Origin of the sequence: Pseudomonas sp. NPDC096925, assembly GCF_044762545.1 — a bacterium.
Taxonomy (GTDB): Bacteria; Pseudomonadota; Gammaproteobacteria; order Pseudomonadales; family Pseudomonadaceae; genus Aquipseudomonas.
In genome coordinates, this window is the sequence record NZ_JBIWEM010000003.1 from 604510 (window position 1) to 630265 (window position 25756).

Annotated in this window: 21 protein-coding genes; 11 read left to right on the forward strand and 10 right to left on the reverse strand. The window is 64.3% G+C overall.

The window, feature by feature from the left end:
* Positions 1–36: 36 nt before the first annotated feature.
* Positions 37–1827 (reverse strand): gamma-glutamyltransferase, encoded by a 1791-nt coding sequence (ggt, locus tag ACIQYU_RS13175; protein WP_207833235.1) that lies wholly within the window; start codon positions 1825–1827, stop codon positions 37–39.
* Between the two features lie 238 nt (positions 1828–2065).
* Positions 2066–3253 (reverse strand): 4-hydroxybenzoate 3-monooxygenase, encoded by a 1188-nt coding sequence (gene pobA / locus ACIQYU_RS13180; RefSeq protein ID WP_133972016.1) that lies wholly within the window; start codon positions 3251–3253, stop codon positions 2066–2068.
* A gap of 172 nt (positions 3254–3425) precedes the next feature.
* On the opposite strand from pobA, the gene ACIQYU_RS13185 reads away from it, so the two are divergent.
* From ACIQYU_RS13185 to ACIQYU_RS13195, 3 genes are all read left to right on the forward strand, one after another.
* A complete protein-coding gene (locus ACIQYU_RS13185) occupies positions 3426–4304 on the forward strand; it encodes a helix-turn-helix domain-containing protein (protein ID WP_233687636.1) in 879 nt (292 codons plus the stop codon).
* A 138-nt stretch (positions 4305–4442) separates the two neighbouring features.
* Entirely contained in the window at positions 4443–4841 is a 399-nt protein-coding gene (locus tag ACIQYU_RS13190; RefSeq protein ID WP_013972930.1) for a MerR family DNA-binding transcriptional regulator, read from the forward strand.
* Between the two features lie 19 nt (positions 4842–4860).
* Positions 4861–5760, forward strand: a complete 900-nt coding sequence (locus ACIQYU_RS13195; protein ID WP_207833229.1) for a hydroxymethylglutaryl-CoA lyase — start codon at positions 4861–4863, stop codon at positions 5758–5760.
* 531 nt (positions 5761–6291) lie between these two features.
* On the opposite strand, the gene ACIQYU_RS13200 is transcribed toward ACIQYU_RS13195, so the two are convergent.
* The gene (locus ACIQYU_RS13200; protein ID WP_233687634.1) at positions 6292–6810 is read right to left on the reverse strand and encodes an MgtC/SapB family protein; all 519 of its coding nucleotides are present in this window, start codon (positions 6808–6810) and stop codon (positions 6292–6294) included.
* 250 nt (positions 6811–7060) lie between these two features.
* On the opposite strand from ACIQYU_RS13200, the gene ACIQYU_RS13205 reads away from it, so the two are divergent.
* The 5 genes from ACIQYU_RS13205 (at position 7061) to ACIQYU_RS13225 (ending at position 13756) form a co-directional block, all read left to right on the forward strand.
* On the forward strand, positions 7061–7300 hold the full coding sequence (locus ACIQYU_RS13205; protein ID WP_402800241.1) for a DUF3203 family protein: 240 nt from the start codon (positions 7061–7063) through the stop codon (positions 7298–7300).
* Positions 7301–7421: 121 nt separating this feature from the next.
* Positions 7422–8825, forward strand: coding sequence for a cytochrome c oxidase accessory protein CcoG (gene ccoG, locus ACIQYU_RS13210; protein WP_207833223.1), 1404 nt, complete (start codon positions 7422–7424; stop codon positions 8823–8825).
* Positions 8826–8875: 50 nt separating this feature from the next.
* Complete coding sequence (gene mapR, locus ACIQYU_RS13215; protein ID WP_025338884.1) at positions 8876–10285, forward strand: GntR family transcriptional regulator MpaR; 1410 nt, start codon at positions 8876–8878, stop codon at positions 10283–10285.
* A 57-nt stretch (positions 10286–10342) separates the two neighbouring features.
* Positions 10343–11998 carry an ATP-binding protein gene (locus ACIQYU_RS13220; protein WP_333957253.1) on the forward strand — a complete coding sequence of 552 codons (1656 nt, stop codon included), beginning with the start codon at positions 10343–10345 and terminating at the stop codon, positions 11996–11998.
* A gap of 63 nt (positions 11999–12061) precedes the next feature.
* Positions 12062–13756, forward strand: coding sequence for a response regulator (locus ACIQYU_RS13225; RefSeq protein ID WP_207833218.1), 1695 nt, complete (start codon positions 12062–12064; stop codon positions 13754–13756).
* A gap of 9 nt (positions 13757–13765) precedes the next feature.
* Here the strand turns inward: ACIQYU_RS13225 and ACIQYU_RS13230 are convergent, their stop codons facing one another.
* Positions 13766–14512 carry an SDR family oxidoreductase gene (locus ACIQYU_RS13230; protein ID WP_233694454.1) on the reverse strand — a complete coding sequence of 249 codons (747 nt, stop codon included), beginning with the start codon at positions 14510–14512 and terminating at the stop codon, positions 13766–13768.
* A 123-nt stretch (positions 14513–14635) separates the two neighbouring features.
* Positions 14636–15652 (reverse strand): FAD:protein FMN transferase, encoded by a 1017-nt coding sequence (locus tag ACIQYU_RS13235; RefSeq protein ID WP_207833214.1) that lies wholly within the window; start codon positions 15650–15652, stop codon positions 14636–14638.
* A gap of 252 nt (positions 15653–15904) precedes the next feature.
* On the opposite strand from ACIQYU_RS13235, the gene rsxC reads away from it, so the two are divergent.
* Entirely contained in the window at positions 15905–17305 is a 1401-nt protein-coding gene (gene rsxC / locus ACIQYU_RS13240) for an electron transport complex subunit RsxC (protein WP_241105620.1), read from the forward strand.
* On the forward strand, positions 17302–18249 hold the full coding sequence (locus tag ACIQYU_RS13245; RefSeq protein WP_207833210.1) for an RnfABCDGE type electron transport complex subunit D: 948 nt from the start codon (positions 17302–17304) through the stop codon (positions 18247–18249). Before rsxC ends, ACIQYU_RS13245 begins: the two co-directional genes overlap by 4 nt.
* A gap of 33 nt (positions 18250–18282) precedes the next feature.
* On the opposite strand, the gene ACIQYU_RS13250 is transcribed toward ACIQYU_RS13245, so the two are convergent.
* From ACIQYU_RS13250 to ACIQYU_RS13270, 5 genes are all read right to left on the reverse strand, one after another.
* On the reverse strand, positions 18283–19818 hold the full coding sequence (locus tag ACIQYU_RS13250; RefSeq protein WP_241105621.1) for a DHA2 family efflux MFS transporter permease subunit: 1536 nt from the start codon (positions 19816–19818) through the stop codon (positions 18283–18285).
* Positions 19815–21008, reverse strand: a complete 1194-nt coding sequence (locus ACIQYU_RS13255; RefSeq protein ID WP_207833206.1) for an HlyD family efflux transporter periplasmic adaptor subunit — start codon at positions 21006–21008, stop codon at positions 19815–19817. Before ACIQYU_RS13255 ends, ACIQYU_RS13250 begins: the two co-directional genes overlap by 4 nt.
* A 30-nt stretch (positions 21009–21038) precedes the next feature.
* Positions 21039–21512, reverse strand: a complete 474-nt coding sequence (locus ACIQYU_RS13260) for a MarR family winged helix-turn-helix transcriptional regulator (RefSeq protein WP_207833204.1) — start codon at positions 21510–21512, stop codon at positions 21039–21041.
* 349 nt (positions 21513–21861) lie between these two features.
* A complete protein-coding gene (locus ACIQYU_RS13265; RefSeq protein ID WP_233687632.1) occupies positions 21862–22500 on the reverse strand; it encodes a response regulator transcription factor in 639 nt (212 codons plus the stop codon).
* A 6-nt stretch (positions 22501–22506) separates the two neighbouring features.
* Positions 22507–23913 (reverse strand): sensor histidine kinase, encoded by a 1407-nt coding sequence (locus ACIQYU_RS13270; protein WP_233694450.1) that lies wholly within the window; start codon positions 23911–23913, stop codon positions 22507–22509.
* A gap of 194 nt (positions 23914–24107) precedes the next feature.
* On the opposite strand from ACIQYU_RS13270, the gene ACIQYU_RS13275 reads away from it, so the two are divergent.
* Positions 24108–25730 carry an acyl-CoA synthetase gene (locus ACIQYU_RS13275; RefSeq protein ID WP_207833199.1) on the forward strand — a complete coding sequence of 541 codons (1623 nt, stop codon included), beginning with the start codon at positions 24108–24110 and terminating at the stop codon, positions 25728–25730.
* Positions 25731–25756 lie beyond the last annotated feature (26 nt).

Sequence of the window (25756 nt, forward strand, 5' to 3'; positions counted from 1 at the left end):
TTCTATCACGCCACCTGCTGCACCGCAATGCGCCGGCTAGTCGCCGAGTGCCACGCCTTCGCGCCGGGGGTCGGCACCGCCCGACCAGCCCTCGCCACTGCGCTGGATGATCTGCATGCCACTGGTCATGGTCATCGGCGTCACCTCATGCCCCCAGGCCGCCAACTGCCGGATCAGCGCCGGGCTGGCCAACCCCGCCTCTACTTCGGTGCCGGCATTGCGGCTGCCGAAGTTGGGCAGGCCAGCGGCCTGCTGCGGATCAAGCTGCCAGTCCAGCAGGCCGATCAGTGCCTTGTTCACGTAGCCGATGATCTGCGAACCGCCGGGCGAGCCAAGGCTGGCCACCAGCTCGCCAGAAGCTCGCGAGAACACCAGGGTCGGTGCCATTGCCGACAGCGGCCGCTTGCCCGGTTGCACCCGGTTGGCCACGGGCTTGCCCTGCTCCTGGGGGATGAACGAGAAGTCGGTCAGGTGGTTGTTGAGCAAAAAGCCCTTGACCATCAGGTGCGAACCGAACGCTGCTTCCACCGAGGTGGTCATGGCCAGGGCCTGGCCACGGTCATCCACCGCGCTGAGGTGCGAGGTGGAAATACGCAGTGGCGAGCGGTCAGGCGCCAGGGCCAGGTCGGCGCCCTGCGGCTGGCCCGGGCGGGCGCGCTTCATGCTGTACTCGCCAATCTGCGCGGCACGGCTGGCCAGGTACGCAGAGTCGGTCAGGGCCTTGAGCGGAACCGGCACGTAATCGCTGTCGGCCAGGTACTGGGCGCGGTCGGCATAGGCCAGGCGCTCGGCCTCGGCAACCAGGTGCACGGCCAGCGGCGGGGCCTCCAGCCCGGCCACGGACGAAGTGCGCAGCGGTCGCATGACGGCAAGGTCGCGTTGTGGCGAAGCCTGCTGCAGTGCTTCCAGGATGCCCAGGGTCTGCAGCACCGCCACCCCGCCCGACGACGGCGGCGGCATGCCACATATACGCCAGGCCTTGTAAGGGCCGCACAGCGGCTCGCGCGCCTTGGCCTGGTACTGCTGCATATCCTGCAACGACAGATAGCCGGCATTGGCATGGCTGCGCACCTTGGCGACGATGGCTGCGGCGATCTCGCCGCTGTAGAACACCTCGGGACCCTGCGCGGCAATCTGCTCGAAGGTTTGCGCGAGTTCGGGGTTGCGCAAGGTAGCCCCCACCGCCAGCGGCTTGCCCTGTTCATCCAGAAAGTAGCGGGCCATGGCCGGTGAGCGGGCAATGAACGGGTCGCCCGCCACCAGGGTGTGAAGGCGTTCGGAAACAGGGAAACCGTCACGTGCCAGCGCAATGGCCGGGGCGAACAAGTCGCGCCAGGGCAGCTTGCCGTGCTGCTCATGGGCCAGCTTCAGGGCACGAAGAACCCCCGGTACGCCCACCGAACGCCCGCCAATCTGCGCCGCCCTGAACGGCATCGGTGAGCCATCGGCTTGCAGGAACAGGTTTTCCGTCACCGCCGCCGGGGCTGCCTCGCGGCCGTCGAACGCCTGCACGCGCTGGCCATCCCAGTAGAGGATGAACGCCCCGCCGCCAATGCCGCTGGATTGCGGTTCGACCAGGGTCAGCACCATCTGCATGGCGATGGCCGCGTCGATGGCGCTGCCACCGGCACGCAGCATCGCTCGCCCCGCTTCGCTGGCCAGCGGGTTGGCGGCGGCGGCCATGTGCCGGCTGGCATGCACCGACTGCAGGCCACTGCGGTAGCCGGAGGCCAGTTCCGGTGGCGCGGGCAGCACCTGGTCGGCGCAGGCCCAGCCACTGGCAGCTACCAGGCACAAGGCGCCGATCAGGGGTGTGGAGAATGTCATCGTTGTGCTTCCTGCCATTACCTATTCAGCCAGGCACTGTCGGTCATGCGCAAACTTGACTTCAAGCCCTGGCGTGTTTTTCCAGGATGCCTGCGCTGCACCGCGTCGCGAAAGGGCCGCAAAGCGGCCCCAGCAATATGGCAGGAATACGAAGACCCTGGGGCGCTTCGCCCCCCCCTTTCGCGACACAAGGCCACTCCTGCAGGCATTGCGCGTTGGCCAGGCTTTCACGTGCGGGTCAGGCCACTTCTTCGAACGGCAGCCCTACATAGTTCTCGGCAATGTTCACCAGCCCCGCCGGCGAGGTCAGGAAGTACTCGCGGTCGGCCTCCTGCATCTTCTGGTCCCAGGCGTCCTTGTGGCTGCCGAAGTCATGCAGCAGTTGGGTCATGAACCAGCTGAAGCGCTCGCCTTTCCACACCCGACGCAGGGCCAGCGGCGAATACTGCTGCAGCAGGTCGGTGCGCCCTTCGCGGTACACCTTGACCAGGATACGGTACAGGTAATTGACGTCCGATGCCGCCAGGTTCAGGCCCTTGGCGCCGGTCGGTGGGACGATATGCGCGGCGTCACCGACCAGGAACAGGTGGCCATACTGCATCGGCTCGACCACCAGGCTGCGCAGCGGCGCGATGCTCTTTTCCAAAGCCGGGCCGGTGACCAGACGCGCAGCCACGTCTTCCGGCAAGCGTGCCTTCAGCTCCTGCCAGAAGCGCTCGTCGGACCACGCCTCCACCTGCTCTTCCAGCGGTACCTGCAAGTAGTAGCGGCTACGGGTGTGCGAACGCTGGCTGCACAGCACGAAGCCGCGCTCGTGGTGTGCGTAGATCAGTTCGTGGTTGACCGGTGGCGTATCTGACAGCATGCCCAGCCAGCCAAACGGGTAGACCCGCTCATACTGCTTGAGGATACCTTCCGGAATGCTCTGCCGCGAAACACCGTGGAAGCCGTCACAGCCGGCGATGTAGTCGCAGTCCACCCGATGCACCTGGCCGTCTTTTTCATAAGTCAGGTAAGGCCGTTCACCCTTGAGCTCGTGCGGCTGGACATTGCTGGCCGAATAGATGATCGGCGCGCCGCTGGCTTCACGTGCCTGCATCAGGTCACGGGTGACTTCGGTCTGGCCGTACACCATCACCGTCTTGCCGCCGGTCAGGGCCTTGAGGTCCAGGCGTTGGCGGCGCCCGCCGACCAGCAGCTCGACACCTTCGTGTACCAGGCCTTCACGGTCCATGCGCTCGGCCACACCGGCCTCACGCAGCAGGTCGACGGTGCCTTGCTCCAGCACCCCGGCACGGATGCGCCCGAGCACGTACTCGGGTGTCTGCCGCTCGACGATGACCGTATCGATACCGGCCTTGTGCAGCAGTTGGCCCAGCAGCAGGCCAGACGGACCTGCACCAATAATTGCGACCTGAGTTTTCATTGTTGTTGTCTCTGTGCGGACGATGCCGCCCCTGGACTGGCAGCGGGGCGACATCTGCTGTTAGGGTTTGCCCTTGCATTTTTACTGGCAAAAACAGCCATTGAAGTGTGCTATTCCATGCAAAACTTGCACTTTTACAAAAATCGTTCGATTACCGGACAGGTAAACCCGCATGAAATCCAACCTCCCCGGCGTCCCTTTGTTCAAGCTGTATGGCGAAAACCAGGCCTGGCCCGGCACCGACCTGCTGCACTGCGAGTCGATCCCGGCGCGTAGCCGCCTGCACCACTGGGAGATCAAGCCGCACCAGCATGCCGAACTGTTCCAGCTGCTGTACGTGCAGCGCGGCCGTGCCGAGGTGGAGATCGAGGGGGTGCGCAGCACCATCAGCGAAGCGGCGATCCAGGTAGTGCCACCGATGACCGTGCACGGCTTTCGCTTCAGCGCCGATATCCAGGGGCATGTGCTGACCTTTGGCACGGCCCTGGTGGCGAACCTGGAGCAGCGCCTGGGCGCACCGCTGGCGGTGCTGGCGAAAGCCGCGTGTTACCCGCTGGGCCAGGACCGGGTACGCCTGCGCAACCTGATCGATACTCTGCAGCAGGAGTACCAGGGTAACGCCCCGGCGCGTGCTGCCTTGCTCGAGGCACTGGTGACGGCGCTGATGGTTTGGATCAGCCGCCGCCAGCAGCTGGGGCAGGCGCCGCGCAACCGCGATGAGCGTGACCGCCAGTTACTGGGGCAGTACCTGCGCCTGGTCGAGGCGCATTACCGTGAGCACCTGTCGGTGGAGGAGTTTGCCGCGCGGCTGAATATTCCGAGTTTGCAGCTGAACCAGCTGTGCCGGGCGCTGAGTGGGCAGACCGCGCTGCAGGTGGTGCACCAGCGGTTGCTGCTGGAGGCGCGGCGCAACCTGATCTATACGCGGATGAGTATCGGGCAGTTGTCGGATAGCCTGGGGTTTACCGACCCGACGTACTTTGCCCGGTGGTTCAAGCGGTTGAGCGGGCAGACGCCGAATGGGTATCGCAGGTCGGGGTTGTCTGAGTAATTTTTTCGCCTGTGCCGGCCTCTTCGCGGGTAAACCCGCTCCCACAGGTAGTGCACGCCGTCCCTGAACTGCACCCCTGCTTGACGTATACGTCAAGCTACCCTCAGGATACCCGCATACCCCACGCCGAGCCCCAGCATGAGCACCCAGACCTACAGCATCTCCGACCTGTCCCGCGAGCTGGACATCACCACCCGCGCCATCCGCTTCTATGAGGAACAGGGCCTGCTGAGCCCCGAGCGCCGAGGCCTGGAGCGCATCTATTCGGCGCGTGACAAGGTCAGCCTGAAGCTCATCCTGCGCGGCAAGCGCATCGGTTTTTCGCTGGCCGAATGCCGCGAGCTGATCGAGTTGTACGACCCCTCCAGCGGCAACCTCAAGCAGCTCAACAGCATGCTGGCGAAAATCGCCGAACGCCGCGCCCAGCTGGAACAGCAGATGCTCGACATCCACCAGATGCAGCTGGAGCTGGACACCGCCCAGGAGCGCTGCGAACAAGCCCTGGCCGCCACCCTGAACAACAAAGACAACCGCTGAACGCCACAGGAAACCCGCCATGTCCTTGCCCAAACACGTCCGCCTGGTCGAAGTAGGCCCCCGCGACGGCCTGCAGAACGAAGCCCAGCCCATCAGCGTCGCCGACAAGGTGCGCCTGGTGGACGACCTCACCGAGGCGGGCCTGGCCTATATCGAAGTGGGCAGTTTCGTCTCGCCCAAGTGGGTGCCACAGATGGCCGGCTCCGCCGAAGTGTTCGCCGGCATTCACCAGCGCCCGGGTGTTACCTATGCGGCGCTGGCGCCCAACCTGCGCGGTTTCGAGGACGCCCTGGCCGCTGGGGTGAAGGAAGTGGCGGTATTCGCCGCCGCCTCCGAAGCCTTCTCGCAACGCAACATCAACTGCTCGATCAGCGACAGCCTCAAACGCTTCGAGCCGATCATGGAGGCCGCGCGCAATCACGGTGTGCGTGTGCGCGGCTATGTGTCGTGCGTGCTCGGCTGCCCCTATGAAGGCAAGGTCAGTGCCGAGCAGGTCGCCCCGGTGGCCCGCGCCCTGCATGACATGGGCTGCTACGAGGTATCGCTGGGCGACACCATCGGCACCGGTACTGCCGGTGATACCCGGCGCCTGTTCGAGGTGGTGTCGGCACAGGTGCCGCGCGAGCAACTGGCCGGGCACTTCCACGATACCTATGGCCAGGCCTTGACCAACGTGTATGCCAGCCTGCTCGAAGGTATCAGCGTATTCGACAGCTCGGTGGCCGGGCTGGGCGGCTGCCCATACGCCAAAGGGGCCACCGGCAATATCGCCAGTGAAGACGTGGTGTACCTGCTGCAGGGGCTGGGCATTGAAACCGGCATTGACCTGGACCGGCTGATCGCCGCCGGCCGCCGCATCAGCAGCGTGCTGGGCCGCGACAACGGGTCGCGGGTAGCACGGGCGCGCAGCGCGCATTAAGTCATACGGGTGTCACATACGTGTGGGTGGAGTGTTACCGCCCCCACGTTTCACAGCAAAAAATCGGGTAACAGGGAAACAAATCGGCAGAATTTCAGGCCAGGCGATTTTGATGAAAATCTCCAAGTGATTGTTTTTAAAGGATTTTCAAAAGTTGGCACGCACCCTGCTATATCTCTGGTACAACAACAAAAAAAATGTGACACCCAATAAAAACAACAGGTAACGGCTCTGACATAACAAGAACAACACGGCAGAGGCGTAGCAAGCAGATTTTTTTGGAGTCGACACGCTTTTCAGGGGTACGCCCCGCGGTCTGGCACAGAACAATAAAACTACCTCCAGGTAGCGGCAGCCAGGTTCGGATCAGCAATGATGAAGGCAGGTCAGCGCTCAAAAAAATACGTTTGCTCTTGACCCCGCATGGGGTCGCCCGCAACACCAGGACAGGCTGACAAAAACAACAAAAGGCCGGTCCCAATAATAAAAAAAGAGCAGGCAACAACGCTTTGAGGGGAGCTTCGGCTCCCCTCAGTGCTTCCTGCCCTCTTCCTCCTTCTGCTTTCCCTCATCCTGCCCCTCGAGCTTGTCCACCAGCAACGGCATCGTGCCCAGCACCAGCAGGGCCAGTATCGTGCTGATCAACGCCGTGGCTTCGCGGCCCATTCCGGCTGCCGTACCAATGGCGGCGGTCATCCACAGCCCGGCGGCTGTGGTCAGGCCCTTCACATGGCTGGTGTCCTGGCCGTTGCCCTTGAGAATGGTGCCCGCACCCAGAAAACCGATACCGGCGACAATGCCCTGGATCACCCGGCTCAGCGCCTGCTCATCGGCCCCGGCCATACTCGGCGCCAGCACGAACAGCGCAGCGCCCAGCGAAACCAGCATATGCGTGCGCACCCCGGCGGACTTGCCTTTGTGCTCGCGCTCGAAGCCCAGGACGGCGCCGAGCAGGGCTGCCATCAGCAGGCGTACGAGGATTTGCGTGACCTCGCGCTCATCGGTGATGTCGGCGAATTCGGCCTGGATGGCTTGCCAGATGAGGTCCATGGCGTTATTCCCATGCTGAGCATTGTGTTGGCTGGGCCGGCCTCTTCGCGGGTAAACCCGCTCCCACAGGGTTTGCACAAGTTTCAATGCAATGCAGTACCTGTGGGAGCGGGTTTACCCGCGAAAAGGCCGGGCCTGCCATCTGCAAGGGTTGACCTCCGAGCAAATGACAAAGTGCCGCTCAGCTTCCGGATGCAGCAACCCGCCCCTCCCTGTGGTCCACCCTGTAACCCCCCAGGAGGACCACTCCATGCCCATTGAAATCGACGAAACCACCCGCCGCTGCACCCTGCTAGGCGAAGGCCTGCGCATCGAAGGTGATGGCCCGTCCATCGAAATCGTCACCGACGAACAGCTGCGCATGTCAGTGGCCCTGCTCGCGGGCCAGTGTGTGCCCATCACCGAAGCCGAGGCCGACGCACTGACAGTTGCGGGTGCGGTGGATAGCCGCAGGCATCTGAAGGCCAGCACGCCAGGCTCGGTAATCTGAGGCCTGGCGGGGCTTACCCGAAAATCTGATATGGTTTTTATCGCAAAATCTGAGCCTGTGCTGATAACAGCCTCAGGGCCATAGTGCTCATGCCTGATCGAGGCCTGATGAGCACCGAGCCATGAACGATAGAATCCCTTTCACAGAGATCGCCACCGCCCCAGCCAGCCCCCAGCCACGACGCGCCGACAATGGCATCCATACCCGTAGTTTCACCGGGCTGTACCGCAACCTGCGTATCGGCTTCGCCGGCGCCCTGTTCGTGCTGTTCTTCGGCACCGCCTGGCTGAACTGGAACGGCCGTCAGGCCGTGCTGTGGGACCTTGGCAACAGCAAGTTCCACATCTTCGGCGCCACCTTCTGGCCGCAGGACTTCATCCTGCTGTCGGCACTGCTGATCATCTGCGCCTTCGGCCTGTTCGCCATCACCGTGTATGCCGGCCGCGTGTGGTGCGGCTACAGCTGCCCGCAGAGCACCTGGACCTGGCTGTTCATGTGGTGCGAAAAGGTCACCGAGGGTGACCGCAACCAGCGCATCAAGCTGGCCGCCGCGCCCTGGAGCCTGAACAAACTGGCCCGTCGCACATTGAAGCACAGCCTGTGGCTGGCCATTGGCGTGCTCACCGGGCTGACCTTCGTCGGCTACTTCACCCCGATCCGCTCACTGGCCGCAGAACTGTTCACCTTGCAACTGGGCGGCGTGGCGCTGTTCTGGGTGCTGTTCTTCACCGCCGCCACCTACATCAATGCCGGCCTGCTGCGCGAAGCGGTGTGCCTGCACATGTGCCCCTATGCGCGCTTCCAGAGCGTGATGTTCGACAAGGACACCCTGGCGGTCGCCTATGACCCGCGTCGCGGCGAAGCCCGTGGCCCGCGCAAGAAAGGCAGCGACGCCCGCGCCCAGGGCCTGGGCGACTGCATCGACTGCACCTTGTGCGTGCAGGTGTGCCCCACCGGCATCGATATCCGCGATGGCCTGCAAATGGCCTGCATCGGTTGTGCGGCGTGCATCGATGCCTGTGACGGGGTAATGGACAAGATGGGCTACGCCCGTGGCCTGATCGGCTACAAGTCCGAACACAGCCTGCAAGGTGGCACCACCCATTGGCTGCGCCCGCGCCTGCTGGGCTACGCCGCCGCGCTGGGGGTAATGATCGCGGCGCTGGTGATAGCCTTGCAACTGCGTCCGATGGTGTCGCTGGACGTGATCAAGGACCGCGGCCTGTTCCGCGAGAATGCCCAGGGCCAGATCGAAAACATCTACCTGCTCAAGGTCATCAACAAGACCGAACGCACTCGGCACTACGAACTGCGCCTGCTGGACGCCGACGGTTTCAGCTTGCAGGGCAAGACATCATTCACGATCCCGGCCGGTGAAATGAGTGAACTGCCGGTGTCGGTGGCGATGCTGGCCGAACGCCCGGCCAGCAGCTCGCAGACGCTGAGTTTCGAAGTCAGCGAACGCGACGACCCCGCCATCCGCAGCGTGGCCAACAGCCGCTTCGTCGCACCGATGAACCGTTGATCCCTTACACTGATCCCACCTTGCCTGCCAGGCTTCGACAGAAGGCCAGAATGAAACGCTACGAACGCTTTGCCGACGATATTGCCGAACTGATCCGCTCCGGGGTGCTGGGCCCCGGCCAGCGGGTGCCCTCGGTGCGTTATGCCAGCCAGACCCACGGGGTCAGCCCGTCCACCGTGTTCCAGGCCTACTACCTGCTGGAAAGGCGCGGGCTGATCCGCGCCCGGCCGCGCTCAGGCTACTTCGTCAACGCCCACGCCCCGCGCCAGTTCAGCGAACCGCAGGCATTGCAGCCGGTCAGCGAGTCCACCGACGTCGACGTCAGCGCGCTGGTGTTCTCGATCCTCGACTCGATCAAGGACCCCAACACCGTGCCGTTCGGCTCGGCCTTCCCCAGCCCCGAACTGTTCCCGCTGCAGCGCCTGTCGCGCTCGCTGGCCAGCGCCAGCCGCAGCATGGACCCACGCATGGTGGTGACCGACCTGTCACCCGGCAACCCGCAGCTGCGCCGGCAGATTGCCCTGCGCTACATGGTCGGCGGGCTGATGCTGCCGATGGAGGAGCTGCTGATCACCAACGGCGCGCTGGAGGCCCTGAACCTGTGCCTGCAGGCCGTCACCCAGCCAGGTGACCTGGTGGCCATCGAAGCCCCCGCCTTCTATGCCTGCCTGCAGGTACTGGAGCGGCTCAAGCTCAAGGCGGTGGAAATCCCTGTGCACCCGCGCGAAGGCATGGACCTGGGCGTACTGGCGCAGACCCTGGAAAAGCACCCGGTCAAGGCCGTGTGGTGCATGACCAACTTCCAGAACCCGGTGGGCGCCAGCATGCCGGAGGCAAAAAAGCAGGCATTGGTGGAGCTGCTGGCGCGTCATCAGGTGCCATTGATCGAAGACGACGTGTACGCTGAACTGTACTATTCGCAGCAAGCCCCCAAGCCGGCCAAGGCCTTCGATACCCAGGGCCTGGTGATGCACTGCGGTTCGTTCGCCAAGAGCCTGGCACCAGGCTACCGCATCGGTTGGGTGGCGGCCGGGCGCTTTGCGCAGAAGATCGAGCGGCTCAAGCTGATGACCTCGCTGTGTGCCTCGATGCCGGCGCAGGCGGCGATCGCCGACTACCTGCAGCACGGCGGCTACGACCGCCACCTGCGCAAGCTGCGCTATGCCCTGGAAGGCCAGCAGGCCAACATGCTGGCGGCCATTGCCCGGCACTTTCCGGCGCAGACACGGGTCAGCCAACCGTCCGGCGGCTACTTCCTGTGGCTGGAACTGCCCGAACAGATGGACGCCCTCAAGTTGTTCCACATGGCCCTGGCCCAAGGCATCAGCATCGCTCCCGGGCCGATCTTCTCGCCCACCCGGCGCTTCGGCAACTGCATTCGCCTGAACTATGGCAGCCCCTGGCATGAGGATGCCGAACGGGCCATGGAAACCCTGGGGCGGATCATCCGCTCGTTCTGATGGCTGATGACCCGGTGGGCGACTATAGTTGCCCGATCCTCTCACCGGGCCCTCGCCATGCAAGCAGATTCGCTCCCGTCATTGGCACAGCTGCAAGCGCGTGTCGCAGAACTGGAAGCTCGCCTGGCCGAGCGCGAAGACACTGCACATGCCCATAACCAGCTGCTGGGCGAACTGCTCGACAACAGCCTGGCCAACGTGTTCGCCGCAGACCGCAAGATGCGCCTGGTGGCGATCAACCGCATGGCCAGGGAAACCTTTGAGCGTTACCGTGGTTTCGTACCGAAGATCGGCGATTACGTGCCGCAGTTCCTGGTCAACCAGCCTGACATCATGGGCCGCCTGGCACCGGTGTGGCCACGCGTGCTGGCCGGCGAAGCTTTCATCGATACCATCACCTTCGGCCCGCCTGACGCCCCTCGCCATTACGAGATCCGCTACCACCCGCTGCGCGATGCGCAGCAGCGGATCCAGGGCGGGTACATGTTCGCCTATGACATCACCGAGCGCATGGCCGAACAGGAACGCCTGCGCCAGGCCGAAGAAGCCCTGCGCCAATCACAGAAAATGGAGGCGGTCGGCCAGCTGACCGGTGGCATCGCCCACGACTTCAACAACCTGCTGGGCAGCCTGCTTGGCGCGCTGGAGCTGGCAGAGCAACGCCTGGGTCAGCAACGCTTTGCCGAAACCGCCCGCATGCTCGAACTCAGCCGCAGCAACGCACTGCGGGCCGCTGCCCTGGTGCAGCGGTTGCTGGCCTTTTCACGCCAGCAGATGCTGGTGCCCCAAGCGGTCGATGTGCAGCGCCTGGTGGCCGACATGCATGACCTGATCCGCAGTTCGACCGGCCCGCACATTGACTTCCAGGACCAGACCCTGGCCGCGCAATGGTCGATCCTCATCGACCCGCAACAGCTGGAAAACGCCTTGCTCAACCTGTGCATCAATGCCCGTGACGCCATGCCGCTGGGCGGCACCCTGCGCATCGGCTGTGAAAACGCCAATCTCTCAGCGGCCGAGGCCAAGCGCCTGGGCCTGCCGACGGGCCACTATCTGCACATTCGTGTCGAGGACACCGGCCTGGGCATGTCCAGTGCGGTGCGGGAGCGCGCCCTCGAACCCTTCTTTACCACCAAGCCGCTGGGCCAGGGCACCGGCCTGGGGTTGTCCATGGCCTATGGCTTTGTTCGCCAGTCCGGGGGGCAGTTGCTGATCGACAGCGTTGTCGGGCAAGGCACTTGCGTTCACCTGTACCTGCCCCAGCACAAGAGCGCTACCGCAACCTGCCACGACGAGCCAGCCGCAGCCCCCACCGAGCCGGTGCAGCCGCACGTGCGCCGGATCATGCTGGTGGAGGATCAACCGGCCCTGCGCCTGGTACTGGTTGAAGTGCTGACGGAACTGGGCCACCAGGTGCAGGCTTTCGAGGGTGGCGGCCCGGCGCTTGAAGCGCTGCAGGAAGGGCCGCCACCGGACCTGCTGATTACCGATGTCGGCTTGCCTGGGCGGGTCGACGGCTACCAGCTTGCAGGGGCCTACCAGGACCTCGTGGTGCATGCCCCGGTATTACTGATTACCGGCTATGACACCATCGATACGGTGCCCTGTGCCCGGCCCGACAGGCGCACGGAGCTGCTACACAAACCCTTCGACCTGAACACCCTCGGCGAACGGGTCGAGCGGCTGCTGGGCATTGCGCCGCACTCGCCTTGACTGGCTATTCGCCTGCTGGCGAACACGTTAAAGTCTGGGTCTCCTCTTTTGTCGGACCTCGGCATGCCTTCCCGTGACCTGCTTTCACTGCGCCAACAAGTCGAAGCCCTGCAGCGGCAGAACGCGCTGCTGGAGGCCCGCCTGGCAAGCCATCAGGAACACGACCAGGACTTTTACCGCTCGCTCTTCGACACCATGGATGAAGGCTTCTGCATCATCGAGTTCTTCGACGGCCCGCACGGCCCGCTGAGTGACTATGTGCATGTGCTGGCCAATGCGGCCTATGCCAAGCACGCCGGCATCCCCAATGTGGTCGGGCAGAAACTGCGTGAGATGGTGCCCGATGAGGCCGATGACTGGGTCGCCCGTTATGGCGCGGTTCTGCGCACGGGCGAGCCCCTGCATTTCGAGCAGGAGCTGGTCGCCACCGGCCATGTGTTGTCGGTGACCACCTTCCGGGTGGAGCCTGCCGAAAAGCGCCAGGTGGCGGTACTGTTCAAGGACGTTACCGAACGACGGCGGGCCGAGCTTGCCCTGCAACGCCTGAACGAGGAGTTGGAACAACGGGTGAATGCGGCATTGGCAGAACGGGCCAAGGCCGAGGAGGCCCTGCGCCAGGCACAGAAGATGGAAGCGGTCGGCCAGCTCAGTGGCGGCATCGCCCATGACTTCAACAACCTGCTGGGCGCCATCCTGAGTGCCCAGGAGCTGATGCGCCAACGCCTGGAGCAATCCCGTTTCGACAGCCTGGAACCCTTGCTGGAGCTGTCCAGCGGCTCGGCGCAGCGGGCCTCTTCGCTGGTACACCGGCTGCTGGCATTCTCCCGTCAGCAGACCCTGCAGCCCTGCTCCACGCAGGTGGCGACGCTGGTGGGCGGCATGGAAGAGCTGCTGCGCCGTACCATTGGTCCTTCCATCACCCTGACCAGCCAGTTCCCCTACCCGCTGTGGCCGACCTTCATCGACCCGCCGCAACTGGAAAGCGCCCTGCTCAACGTGTGCATCAATGCCCGCGATGCCATGCCTGCTGGCGGTGCGATCGATATCCTCGGTGACAACCTGCTGCTCGACGACGAGCAAGCCCATGCACTGGGACTGCCAGCTGGTGAATACATAAGGCTGAGCATCATCGACAACGGCAATGGCATGTCGACGGAGGTGGCCGAGCGCGCAGTCGACCCGTTCTTCACCACCAAGCCGATGGGCCAGGGCACGGGCCTTGGCTTGTCGATGACCTACGGTTTCGTGCGCCAGTCGGGCGGGCAGCTACGGGTGTTGTCGACGCTTGGCGAAGGCACCCGCATCGAGCTACTGCTCCCCCGCCACCACGAGCTCCCCGAAGCCCCGGCACCCAGGCCGCGGCGCACACTGCTGGAAAGTGGCAGCACGGCCGCACAGCGTATCCTGCTGATCGAAGACCAGATTGCCTTGCGCGTGGTCGTCTGCGAGGTGCTGGAGGAACTGGGTTACCTGGTCGACGCGTTCGAGAATGGCCCGGCCGCCCTTGCCCACCTGCAAAATGGCGAGCGGCCAGACCTGCTGCTGAGCGATATCGGCCTGCCCGGCGGCCTGAATGGCCGCCAGTTGGCTGAACGTTGCCGCGAGCGCTACCCCGACCTCAAGGTGCTGTTCATTACTGGCTACGACGAAAGCGCGGCGCTCAGTGACGGCCAGTTGTTGCAAGGCACACAGGTGCTGACCAAGCCGTTCGAGCTGGAAGTGCTGGCCGAACGGGTACGCTCGCTGCTGGAGGATTGACGGGCGCGCTCAGCGCCCGCCGCCCAGGTCGATGAAGCTGCCGGTGGAGTACGAGGCTTTGTCCGAGAGCAGCCAGAGGATCGCCTCGGCCACTTCCTCGGGGCGCCCACCACGGCCCATGGGCAAGCCGGGCTCAAGCTTGCTGACCCGGTCGGGGTCGCCGGACAGCGCATGGAACCCGGTATGAATGTAGCCTGGCCGTACGCCATTGACCCGCACGCCCTCGCCTGCCACTTCCTTTGCCAGGCCAACGGTGAAGGTGTCGAGGGCGCCCTTGGAAGCGGCATAGTCCACGTATTCGTTGGGCGAGCCCAGGCGTGCGGCTACCGACGACACGTTGACGATGGCCCCGCCCTGCCCGCCGTGCCGGCGCGCCATGCGCAGCAGCGCGTGCTTGGCACAGAGCATGGGGCCGACGATGTTGGTCTTCATGACCTTGAGCAGGCGAAATTCGGACATGTCCTCGACCCGGCTTTGCTGGCCAATGGTGCCGGCGTTGTTGACCAGCGCGGTGACCGGGCCGAGCTCTTCGTCCACGCGCTGGAACAGCTGGATGATCTCATCTTCGACGCTGGTGTCGGCGCGTACGGTGATGGCCTCGGCACCCTGGGCACGAACCTGGTCGAGGATGTTCTCGGCGGCCTGGTCGTTGGTGTGGTAGTTGATGCAGATGCGGTAGCCCTGGCGGGCGGCCAGCAGTGCCGTGGCGGCGCCGATGCCACGGCTGGCACCGGTGATCACGATGACTTTCTCCATGGATATGCCAATCGTTTGGGAAGGGAGCATCGACAATAGGGGAAAAGGCTGCGCATGGGAATGACCAAGGTCAGCTCAGCCGCCCCATCGGCTCTTGCCCCTGGGCGATGTGTATTCCTTCAATTACTGCCTGGTCTGGCTCTGCCTCGGAAACAACGACTCGAATCGCGGCGTCGCCCGCGCAACGAAACCCAGGCCCTGGTGCATGATGAAATAGGCGGCGACGTCATGCCGCTCGGCGAAGGCATAGCCTTCCTCCGGGCCGAGCACCATCAACAATGTATCCAGGGCATCGGCACGCAGCACCGAAGGGTCGACCACCGACACTGCCGCCAGTGCGTGCCTGACCGGCCTGCCGACACGTGGATCGAAGGTGTGCGAATAGCGCTGGCCACCTTCCTCGAAGTAGTTGCGGTAGTCGCCGGCGGTGGCAACGCCGTAGCCATCCAGGGCAATGGCGCGCTCCACTTGCTGCTCGCCCTCGCCACTCGGTACCTCTAGGGCGATGCGCCAGAGCGAGCCATCCGGCTTGCGGCCGACCCCCTTGAGTTCGCCGGTGATCTCGACCAGATAGGCCTGGATACCCAGGGCCGAAAGCCTCTCGCCGACCCGATCCACGGCATAGCCGGCGAGCATGCTGTCGAAATCCAGCTGCGCCGCGACATCCTTGCACAGCTTTTCTCCCTCCAGGTGCAAGTGCTGGAGCCCTACCCGGGCCTGCTCCCGTGCCAGCGCCTCGGCGTCCGGCACCTGCCGCCCTCGTGACTGCGGGCCGAAGCCCCAGAGGTTCAACAATGGCAAAACCGTCAGGTCGAAAGCCCCGCCACTCTCGCGGAACAGCGACTCACCGTACACCAGCAAGTGCCGCATCTCTTCCGGCACCGCCTGACAGGCGCCGGCCGGCAGAGCGTTGAAGCGGGAAACCACAGAGTCGCCGCGCCAGTTGGAAAACTGCCTGTCGAGCGCCTCGAGCATCATCTCGACTTCGGCCTTTACCTGCTGCGCACCGGGCGTCTGCGCGGTGGGTACGTACTGGATCGAGTACGTGCTCCCCATGGTCGGCCCGGAAAAGCGCTCGATCCTTTCGCCGCAGCCATACAACAACATCAACAGCATCACCAGCAGGCTTGCGCGCATCATTCGACACCTCGCAGAGTCTGGCCGCCCTTTCGCGGCGCAGGCTATTTCACCAGAAATTGCAAGATGGCAATTGGCCTACCGTTCATCAGCAAGTCTGGTTAAAAACCGAACAAATTCCTCGTTTTACACTCAGAAGTGCGCGGGTGATCAACCATCCCCCTCCCTTTCCGCTAAACGTCCCGGAAGCAATAAAAACCATTGTGCGCATAAGCGCACACGGGCGTTCTTTGCCCCAAAATTGGAGGACAGAATATGTCTAGCCATTCGTTGCAGAGCGTCGAACGCCTGCAGAGCCGCATCCGCGCCCAGCGTCAGCCACAACAGAAACCTCTCTGGCGGCGCCTGCTGGCCATCGCCTCATCGTCTCAGCGTAGTTGGCACGGAGGCATTGAGCTCAAGGGATACAAGGAACTGTCCAACGCCACGCCGGTTGCCCCGGTCGCGGTCGGAAAAATCCAGCTGGCGATTCCGCTCGGGCGGGGTCGCCGGTTTGTCCAGCCTTGCGTGCAGCCGGGACAGCATGTGCGCAAGGGCGAAGTGATCGGTATTGGTGACGACACCACCGCTTGGGTGCATGCCAGCACTTCCGGCATCGTGGAACGGATTGATCTCGCCTTCGCGGCCGACTCGGCCGAGCCAGTCATGGCTGTCATTCTGAACGCAGATGGCCTGGATGAGTGGGTCGAACGCCCGGTGCAGGGGCTGCCGCAAACGCCAGAGGCACTGGTCGAACGCGCATTGCAGATGGGCATCGTCGGCCTTGGTGGGGCGGGTTTCCCGACGGCCCTCAAGCTGGCCGACGCCCGGCAGCCCGACCTGCTGCTGATCAACGGTGCCGAATGCGAGCCCTTCCTTACCTGCGATGATCGTCTCATGCGCGAAAATGCCGAAGCGTTGATCGAGGCCGCCGACTATGTCGCCACGCTGCTGGGAATAACCACGACCCGCTTCGGTATCGAAACCAACAAACCGGAGGCGATGGCCACGTTACGTGCCGCCGCTCGCCAGGCGCACACCCAGGTCGAGATATGTCCGCTTCCGGAGCGTTACCCGGCAGGTGGGCAGCCGTTGATGATCAAGAGCCTCAGTGGCCGCAACCTGGCGCCAGGGAGCCGACCTGCCGATATCGGCGTCCTCGCACTCAATGTCGCAACGCTCTATGCACTGGGCCAGGCCGTCTTCCAGGGTGAACCACTGATAAGCCGCGTGCTCACGCTGACCGGGGATTGCGAGCACCCCGGCAATGTCCGGGTGCCGGTGGGTTACCCGGTCAGCGAACTGCGCGCGATTGCTGGCGCGGCCCCCACAGGACAGTTGACCCAGGTCGGCGGCCCGATGATGGGGCAGCCGCTACCGGACGCCACCGCCGCCGTCAGCAAGACCAGCAGTTGCCTGATATTCGGCGCTGAACGCTACCTGCCGGCAACCCGCCCCGCAGGCAGTTGCATTCGCTGTACGCGCTGCGTGGATGTCTGCCCGATGTCGCTCAGGCCGCTGGATCTCTATGCTGCTGCCGAACGCCTGGACAAGGCCAGCCTGCAGGAACTGCGCCTGGATGCCTGTATCGAATGCGGCAGCTGCAGCAGCATCTGCCCGAGCAATATCCCGCTGCGCGAACGCTTCCGCCAGAGCAAGACGGAGATGCGCGCATGAGCCTGATACGCCATCCCATTCCGCAGCGGCTGCGCACGGTGATGCTGCTGGTCATTTTGTGCCTCCTGCCGGGCACCGTCCTGTATGCCTGGCAATTTGGCGTTGTGGTCTGGTTGCAGACCTTCTGGTGCGTGCTGTTCGCCCTGGGCTTCGAAGCTGCCCTGCTGCGCCTGCGCGGGCGTAATGTCCGCGAGGGTTTGAGCGACCTCAGCTGGCTGGTGCTAGGCCTGATCCTGGCTCGGGCATTACCGCTGCTGGTGCCACTGTGGATGATCGCCCTGGCCAGCTTTGCCGCTCTTGCGCTATGCAAGCATGCCAGTGGAGGCCTTGGCCGCAACCGCCTCAACCCTGCCATGGTTGGTCTGGGGATCGTTGCCATCTGCTTCTACCAGCAGTTGTACCCTGCACCCTCGAACCATACCCCCTGGACCGCAACCCTGGGCGCCAAGACGGTTCTTCTACAACAGCTACAGTTGGTGCCACGCCTTGATCTCGATGCGTTCGCCGGCGCCACCCAGTTGGCGCAGAACGAATTCACCCATATCACCCACAACCTGTCGGGGTACGGCTACATCGCCGGCGGCCTGATACTGGCTTCGCTACGGGTGATCCGAATCGAGATTCCGCTGGCGATGCTCGCGAGCACCGTATTGCTGTGTATGGCCGCCGGCCATAGCCTGCAGGAAGCCGTGTACAACCTCAGTCTCGGTGGCTACCTCTTCACCGCCTTTTTCATCGCCACCGATCCGGTCACCAGCCCCAATACGCGTGCCGGTCGCATGCTCTTCGGCGTGACCGTTGGCACGCTCACCGAACTGATTCGCGAATTCGGGCTTTATGCCGACGGCCTCTGCTTCGCCGTGCTGGCCGCCAACCTGCTGGTGCCGCAAATCGACCGGTTGGTGCTGCGCATACAGCGTCCCTGGTACGCAGCGAGTACCTGACGCGGGATTTGCCGGGCCTGCTTCTGGCCCGGCTCAGTGCCCTGCCGACGCGGGCCCCGCCTTGGCGGTAAAGGGCGGTTTGGCGAACCACACCAGCAGGATCAACCCGGCAAACACCCAGGTCATCAGGGTGAAGTAATCCACCGTCGACATCATGTACGCCTGCCCGTTGAGTATCTGCTCCAGCTGCGCATAGCCCTGCGGGTTGGCCCCGCCCAGTTGCTCCAGGGCATGCCGCGTGGCCGGGTCGAACTGGCTGATGTGCTCGCTCAGGTAGGCATGGTGCTGGTCCGCCCGGCGAATCCAGATCCAGGTCGTCAGCGACGCCGCAAAACTGCCGCCCAAGGTACGCAGGAAGGTCGCCAGCCCGGAGCCATCGGCAATCTGGTGTGGAGGCAGGTCGGACAGCAGGATGCTCAGGGTCGGCATGAAGAACAGCGCCACACCAATACCCATGAACAGCTGCACCAACGCCACATGCTGGAAGTCCACCTCGCTGGTGAACCCGGCACGCATGTAGCAACTGCTGCCGATCGCCAGGAACGCCAGCCCGGCCAGCACACGCAAGTCAAAGCGGTGCGCGTACCTGCCCACGAACGGCGACATGAGCACCGGCAACAGGCCGATTGGTGCCACCGCCAGGCCTGCCCACGTCGCGGTATAGCCCATCTGTGTCTGCAACCACTGCGGCAGGATCAGGTTGATGCCGAAAAAACCCGCATAGCCCCCGACCAGCACAATGGTGCCGACGCGGAAGTTGCGGTGCGCGAACAGGCGCAGGTTGACTACCGGGTGACGGTCAGTCAGTTCCCAGATCACGAACACCGCCAGGAACACCACCGAGATCAGGCTACCGACGATGATGAACGACGACTCGAACCAGTCCAGATCATTGCCCTTGTCCAGCACCACCTGCAAGGCGCCGACACCGATGACCAGCGTCAGCAGGCCGATGTAGTCCATCGGCTGGCGGCTGGTGACCACCGGCCGGGTGCGCATCTGCTGGCGCACCACGGCAGCGGCGAACAGACCGATGGGCACGTTGATGAAGAAAATCCACGGCCAGCTGTAGCTGTCGGTGATCCAGCCCCCGAGGATCGGCCCGGCAATCGGTGCCACTACCGTGACCATTGCCAGCAACGCCAGGGCCATGCCGCGCTTGGCCGGCGGGTAGACAGCGATCAGCAAAGTCTGGGTCATCGGGTACAACGGCCCGGCTACCACGCCCTGCAACACGCGAAAACCGACCAGCTCCGGCATTGACTGGGCAATACCGCACAGGAACGAGGCCAGTACGAACAGCAGCGTGGCCCAGATGAACAGTTTCACCTCGCCAAACCGCCGGCTGAGCCAGCCGGTCAGCGGCAAGGCGATGGCGTTGCTCACCGCGAACGAGGTGATGACCCAGGTGCCCTGCTCGTAGCTCACCCCCAGGTTGCCGGAAATAGTCGGCAAGGCCACGTTGGCGATGGTGGTGTCGAGCACCTGCATGAACGTCGCCAGCGACAGGCCGATGGTGGTCAGCAACAGGCTCGGCGGCGTGAACTGGGCAGCAGCACTGTTGCTCATCGCTGGACCGTCTTGCCGGGTGCGCTGTTTTCGTGGATCAGCCGGGCGATCAGGTTGTCGGCTTCGACCAGCTGGCGGTCATACACCTGGGTGGTGTAGCTGGCCTGCTGCGGTGGTTGCTGGGCCAAGGCCGGCCCGCTCTGGTCGTGCAGGTCGACCTCGACCACGGTGGACAGGCCGATACGCAGCGGGTGGTCCTTGAGCTGTTCGGGGCTGAGGTGGATGCGCACCGGCACACGCTGGACGATCTTGATCCAGTTACCGGTGGCATTCTGCGCCGGCAACAGGGCGAAAGCGCTGCCGGTGCCAGCGCCGAGGCTGTCGACCGTACCGCTGTACCTGACCTCGCTACCGTACAGGTCGGCGCTGATTTGCACCGGCTGGCCGATACGCATGTCGCGCAGCTGGGTTTCCTTGAAGTTGGCGTCGATCCACACCTGGTCCAGCGGGATCACTGCCATGGTCGCGGTGCCCGGCTGCAGGCGTTGGCCCAGTTGCACGGTACGCTTGGCGACGTAGCCGGTGACCGGCGCCACCAGGGTGGTGCGAGCGTGGTCGAGGTAGGCCTGGCGCAGGTCGGCGGCGGCAGCCATCACCTCAGGGTGCGAGGACACCACGGTGTCGTCGACCAGCGCGCTGCTGGTGCTGAGTTGCTGGCGAGCACTGTTGACGGCAGCCTCGGCCACGCTCAGGTCATCGCGGGCATGGGACAATTCTTCCGCAGCAATCGCACCGCTGTCGGCCAGCACCTTGCGTCGGTTGAAGTCTTGCCGGGCCTTGCGCAGTTCGGCCTGGCGGGTTTCCAGCTGGGCCTTGAGCGAGTCGACGTTGCTGTACAACCCGCGCACCTGACGCACGCTACGCGCCAGCCTGGCTTCGGCGGACTGCAAGGCCACCTCGCTGTCGGCCGGGTCGAATTGCAGCAATACCTGGCCGGCATGGACCAGGTCGCCGTCATCGGCGCCGATGCTGGTGACGGTGCCGGTAACCAGCGGGGTGATCTCGACCACGTTGCCGTTGACGTAGGCATCGTCGGTGCTTTCGTGCCAGCGCCCGACCAGGCTGTACCAGGCCCAGGCGCCGACACCGGCAAGAATCAGCAGCAACAGCAGGCCAAGCAGCCAGGCCTTGCGCTTGCGCGACGGCTCGGGCGCGGCGGAGGAAGTCGGGGTGTCTGCGGGAGTGGCCATGACAATACCTTGGATAATTCGTGACAGGGATCAACGATCGCCGAAGCGGCGGATCGTCAACGGGTCGCCGGCAGCAAGCAGGACCTTGGCCAGCAGGCCTTCCAGGGTCTTGAGCTCTTCGGGTGCCAGCGCACCGCACAACTCGTTCATGGCCGCCGCGCCGATTTCCGGCAGGCGGTCAGCCAGGCGCTGGCCATCGGCGGTAAGGGCCAGGCGCACCAGGCGGCGGTCGTCCGCGCAGCGGTTGCGCACGATCAGCTCCTTCTGCTCGAGGCGGTCGAGCATGCGGGTCATCGACCCACTGTCCAGGCCCAGGTAGCGACACAGCTCGGCCGGGGTATCCACCTGGTACTGGGTGACGATGATCAGCACCTTGAACTGCGCGGCGGTGACACCTTCGGATTCGAGGTGCCAGTCGAGAATGCGGTCCTTGAGGATCGCCGCGCGGCCAAGCAGCATGCCGATGGCACAGGTCTGGAAGTTTTCGGGGGAGAAATGGGCCATGGGAGACTGCTCGAGTATTTGTGTAAAAATATTACTGCTTAGGCAGTGAATGTCAAAGCCTTGATTAGGCTGCTATGTAAAATTTCATGATTCTCTCCTTTTCTCGCTTGCCGAGGGAGGCTTTTGTGGGAGCAACTGTCTTGCTCAATTTCTAAAAGCTGGCGCGCCTCACCCTGTGGGAGCGGGCTTGCCCGCGAACACCGGCGCAGCCGGTGCCATGCACCGCGTTGGATTCTTCGCGGCTAAAGCCGCTCCCACAGGGAACGCAGACTGCTTGCGATTTCAGTCATCTACGCGCCAGCGCAGACCAGAGGGCTGGGTCATCTCCCACAGGGAACTGCGACTGCTGTCACTGCCGCGCTTGCAGGCCCAATGCTTCCACCGCCCCGCAGGCAATGGCCATGCCTACCAGCTCGGCCAGGCTATCCGCCTGCAGCCGCTTCATCACCCGCCCCCGGTACAGGTCCACCGTCTTCACGCTGACGCCCAGCCGTTCGGCAATCTCGCGGTTGCTCAACCCCTGGGCCAAAGGCACGAACACGTCACGCTCGCGCGGTGTCAGGCCATCGATGCGCAACTGCACCTCGGCCAGTGCCTGGTCGCCCTGGCGTGCCCGCCCGGCACGCTCCAGCGCGGCCTGTACGCTGTCGAGCAGCAACTGGTCGTTGTAGGGTTTTTCAATGAAGTCGCAGGCGCCAGCCTTGAACGCCCGCACCACGATCGGTACATCGGCATGGCCGCTGACGAAGATCACCGGCAACCCCAGGCCACGCTCGCGCATCGCCTGCTGCACCGCCAGCCCGCCCAGCCCCGGCATGCGCACATCCAGCAGTACACAGGCCGGCCCATCGTCGACGCAGGCGTCGAGAAACGCCTGCCCGCTGGCGAACGGCAGTGCCTGCAAGCCGACCGACTGCAGCAGCCACACCGTCGAATCCCGCATACCCTGGTCGTCATCGACCACATACACTTTCGCTTGCACCGCCATCTCCCCTTATCCCCTGCTGACCGCCAGGCGGCAACACAGTACCAGACCGCCGTTGTCACCGGCTCGCGCCCACAGGCTGCCGCCAAAGCCTTCAATCAGGCTGCGGCTCATGCTCAGGCCCAGGCCCAGGCCGTCGGCCTTGCTGGTGGTGAACGGCGTGAAGATTTCATCCAGGCACTCGGGCGCCACGCCCGGGCCCTGGTCGGCCACCTCGACCAGCACGCCGTCGCCATCGCGTGCGGCGCCGAGCAGGATACGTGACGGCCGCTCGCCATGCTGCTCACGGTTGGCATCGATGGCGTTGCGCAGCAGGTTCAACAGCACCTGCTCCAGCAGTACCCGGTCGGCATACACCGAGGGCAGTTGTGCGCTCATGCGCAGCTCGACCACCACCTGGTCACGCGCGGCCTCCCAGGCGCACAAGCGCATGGCTTCGCCCGCCACTTCGGCCACGTCCAGCGCCTGCAGGCGGCGCGGCCCTTTGCGCAGAAAGGCGCGCAGGCGGCGGATCACTTCGGCGGCATGGGTGGCCTGTTCGCTGATGCGCTGCAGGCCCTGCCCTACCAGCTCTCGGGCCTGCGGGTCGCGCTCCAGGCCCTGCAGGTAGCGCTGGCTGGCGTTGGCGTAGTTGACCACTGCGGCCAACGGCTGGTTGATCTCGTGGGCGATGCCCGAAGCCAGCTCGCCCAAGGTGGCCAACCGGGCACTGTGTGCCAGGCTTTCCTGGGCTTCGATGCGCAAGGTGATGTCGCGGGACACGCTGACCACCTCCACCACTGCGCCGGTGTAGGTTTCGCGGATGGCCCGGCTGGCGATTTCGAACCAACGGTAACCGCCTGTGGCCTGGCGCACCCGACAGGTCATGGTGTGGTAGCCGTCCTGATCCAGGGCGGCGGCGGCCTGGCGCAATACCTGGCGGCGTTCGCGCGGATGCAGCAGGGTATGCACGGCCATGCCACGCAACTGCTCGGGCCACAAGCCAAGCAGGCGAAATGCCGCCGGCGAGGCATCGAGGAAACGGCCATCGGGGCTGTGTCGGGAGATCAGGTCCGTGGTGTTCTCGATGATCAGCCGGTACAGGCGCCGGGCGCGGCTGGCCTCACGTGCGTCGCGGCGCTCGTCACTGGCTTCGCGGCAACGCGCCAGTACCTGCTGGCGCTGGTCGTCAGGGATGAAGCTCCACAGCACGATGCGTTCGCCGACCTGCACTTCGACATCGGCAATCGCCCGGTGCTGGCGCAGGCAGGCGCGCACCAGGGCGGCACAGTTGCCCGGCAGCCAACTGGCCAGTGCCGGGCCTTCATCGACCCAGGCCTGCAACGCCGGGTTGAGTGCCAGCGGCCTGGCATCGCCGGCCAGCATCAGGCTGGGTTGTGGGTCCTTGGCGAGCAAGGGATAGGCAGTGTTGTCCACAATAGGCGGCTCGTTGTTATAGTAGTTTTACTATATTGCTATAGTCGATATTCCTAATACCATAGCGACTCGCGTAAAACTGCGACAAGGGGAGCGGCCCACCGTCCGCCTCCCTGCACCCTGAACAGAGCTAACAATCAGCCACCGGGGGCCAAGCGCACAGGTCGTGCCTGCCTCCCTTACAGGATTACCGCATGTCGATCTATGCCCAGGGCCTGATGCCCGCTGCCGTCAACCATGTCGCCCTCACCCCGCTGAGTTTCATCGAACGCACCGCTGCCGTGTATGGTAACTATCCGGCGGTGATCCACGGTGCCATCCGCCGCAACTGGCAGCAAACCTACCAACGCTGCCGGCGCCTGGCCAGCGCCCTGGTGGGCCGGGGAATCGGCCGTGGCGACACCGTGGCGGTGATGTTGCCCAACATTCCGGCCATGCTCGAAGCCCACTTTGGCGTGCCCATGACCGGCGCCGTGCTCAATACCCTGAACGTACGCCTGGATGCCGAGGCCATCGCCTTCATGCTGCAGCATGGCGAAGCCAAGGTGCTGATAACCGACCGCGAGTTCCACACTGTCATCGAGGCGGCCCTGGCCTTGCTCGAACACCCGCCGCTGGTGGTGGATGTGGATGACCCGGAGTACGGCGAAGGCCGTGCGGTCAGCGAACTGGACTATGAAGCGTTCCTCGCCGAGGGTGACCCGGACTTTGCCTGGGAATGGCCCGATGACGAGTGGCAGGCGATCTCGCTCAACTACACCTCTGGCACCACCGGCAACCCCAAGGGCGTGGTCTACCACCACCGTGGTGCTTACCTGAATGCCCTGGGCAACCAGATGGTCTGGGCCGTGGGCCATCGCCCGGTGTACCTGTGGACCCTGCCGATGTTCCACTGCAACGGCTGGTGCTACCCGTGGACCATCACCGCGTTGGCGGGCACCCATGTGTTCCTGCGCCGGGTCGACCCGCAGAAGATTCTGAACCTGATCCGCGAACACCGGGTCAGCCACCTGTGCGGGGCGCCGATCGTGCTCAACGCCCTGGTCAACATGCCCGAGGCGGCCAAGGCGGCCATCGAGCACCCGGTGCAGGCCATGGTCGCCGGTGCCGCGCCACCTGCCAAGGTCATCGGCGCCGTGGAAGAAATGGGTATCCAGGTCACCCACACCTACGGCCTGACCGAAGTCTACGGCCCGGTGACCGTGTGTGCCTGGCATGACGAATGGGATGAACTGTCGCTGGAGGATCGCGCACGGATCAAGTCCCGCCAGGGCGTGCGCTACCCGACTCTCGACGGCCTGATGGTCGCCGACCCGCAAACCCTCGAGCCGGTGCCGCGTGACGGCAATACCCTGGGCGAGATCTTCATGCGCGGCAACACGGTGATGAAGGGCTACCTGAAGAACCCCGAGGCCACTGCCGAAGCCTTCCGTGGCGGCTGGTTCCACACCGGCGACCTGGCCGTGTGGCACGCCGACGGCTATGTCGAGATCAAGGACCGGCTCAAGGACATCATCATTTCCGGTGGCGAGAACATCTCCACCATCGAGGTCGAGGACGCCCTGTACAAGCACCCGGCGGTGCTGGAAGCCGCAGTGGTAGCACGCCCGGATGAAAAATGGGGAGAAACCCCGTGCGCCTTCGTTGCCCTCAAGCCGGGCCGCGAAGACACCCGCGAAGCCGACATCACCAGTTGGTGCCGCGAGCACCTGGCCGGGTTCAAGGTGCCGAAGACCGTGGTCTTCGGCGAACTACCCAAGACCTCCACCGGCAAGATCCAGAAGTACGTGCTGCGCGACCGGGCCAAAGCCCTTTGATTCCGTAGTGGCCTCTTCGCGGGCAC

What these genes read in the sequence shown, in the direction of transcription:
- ggt (WP_207833235.1), bottom strand. Translation starts at nt 1,827, where the DNA reads ATGACATTCTCCACACCCCTGATCGGCGCCTTGTGCCTGGTAGCTGCC.
- pobA (WP_133972016.1), bottom strand. Translation starts at nt 3,253, where the DNA reads ATGAAAACTCAGGTCGCAATTATTGGTGCAGGTCCGTCTGGCCTGCTG.
- ACIQYU_RS13185 (WP_233687636.1), top strand. Translation starts at nt 3,426, where the DNA reads ATGAAATCCAACCTCCCCGGCGTCCCTTTGTTCAAGCTGTATGGCGAA.
- ACIQYU_RS13190 (WP_013972930.1), top strand. Translation starts at nt 4,443, where the DNA reads ATGAGCACCCAGACCTACAGCATCTCCGACCTGTCCCGCGAGCTGGAC.
- ACIQYU_RS13195 (WP_207833229.1), top strand. Translation starts at nt 4,861, where the DNA reads ATGTCCTTGCCCAAACACGTCCGCCTGGTCGAAGTAGGCCCCCGCGAC.
- ACIQYU_RS13200 (WP_233687634.1), bottom strand. Translation starts at nt 6,810, where the DNA reads ATGGACCTCATCTGGCAAGCCATCCAGGCCGAATTCGCCGACATCACC.
- ACIQYU_RS13205 (WP_402800241.1), top strand. Translation starts at nt 7,061, where the DNA reads ATGCCCATTGAAATCGACGAAACCACCCGCCGCTGCACCCTGCTAGGC.
- ccoG (WP_207833223.1), top strand. Translation starts at nt 7,422, where the DNA reads ATGAACGATAGAATCCCTTTCACAGAGATCGCCACCGCCCCAGCCAGC.
- mapR (WP_025338884.1), top strand. Translation starts at nt 8,876, where the DNA reads ATGAAACGCTACGAACGCTTTGCCGACGATATTGCCGAACTGATCCGC.
- ACIQYU_RS13220 (WP_333957253.1), top strand. Translation starts at nt 10,343, where the DNA reads ATGCAAGCAGATTCGCTCCCGTCATTGGCACAGCTGCAAGCGCGTGTC.
- ACIQYU_RS13225 (WP_207833218.1), top strand. Translation starts at nt 12,062, where the DNA reads ATGCCTTCCCGTGACCTGCTTTCACTGCGCCAACAAGTCGAAGCCCTG.
- ACIQYU_RS13230 (WP_233694454.1), bottom strand. Translation starts at nt 14,512, where the DNA reads ATGGAGAAAGTCATCGTGATCACCGGTGCCAGCCGTGGCATCGGCGCC.
- ACIQYU_RS13235 (WP_207833214.1), bottom strand. Translation starts at nt 15,652, where the DNA reads ATGATGCGCGCAAGCCTGCTGGTGATGCTGTTGATGTTGTTGTATGGC.
- rsxC (WP_241105620.1), top strand. Translation starts at nt 15,905, where the DNA reads ATGTCTAGCCATTCGTTGCAGAGCGTCGAACGCCTGCAGAGCCGCATC.
- ACIQYU_RS13245 (WP_207833210.1), top strand. Translation starts at nt 17,302, where the DNA reads ATGAGCCTGATACGCCATCCCATTCCGCAGCGGCTGCGCACGGTGATG.
- ACIQYU_RS13250 (WP_241105621.1), bottom strand. Translation starts at nt 19,818, where the DNA reads ATGAGCAACAGTGCTGCTGCCCAGTTCACGCCGCCGAGCCTGTTGCTG.
- ACIQYU_RS13255 (WP_207833206.1), bottom strand. Translation starts at nt 21,008, where the DNA reads ATGGCCACTCCCGCAGACACCCCGACTTCCTCCGCCGCGCCCGAGCCG.
- ACIQYU_RS13260 (WP_207833204.1), bottom strand. Translation starts at nt 21,512, where the DNA reads ATGGCCCATTTCTCCCCCGAAAACTTCCAGACCTGTGCCATCGGCATG.
- ACIQYU_RS13265 (WP_233687632.1), bottom strand. Translation starts at nt 22,500, where the DNA reads ATGGCGGTGCAAGCGAAAGTGTATGTGGTCGATGACGACCAGGGTATG.
- ACIQYU_RS13275 (WP_207833199.1), top strand. Translation starts at nt 24,108, where the DNA reads ATGTCGATCTATGCCCAGGGCCTGATGCCCGCTGCCGTCAACCATGTC.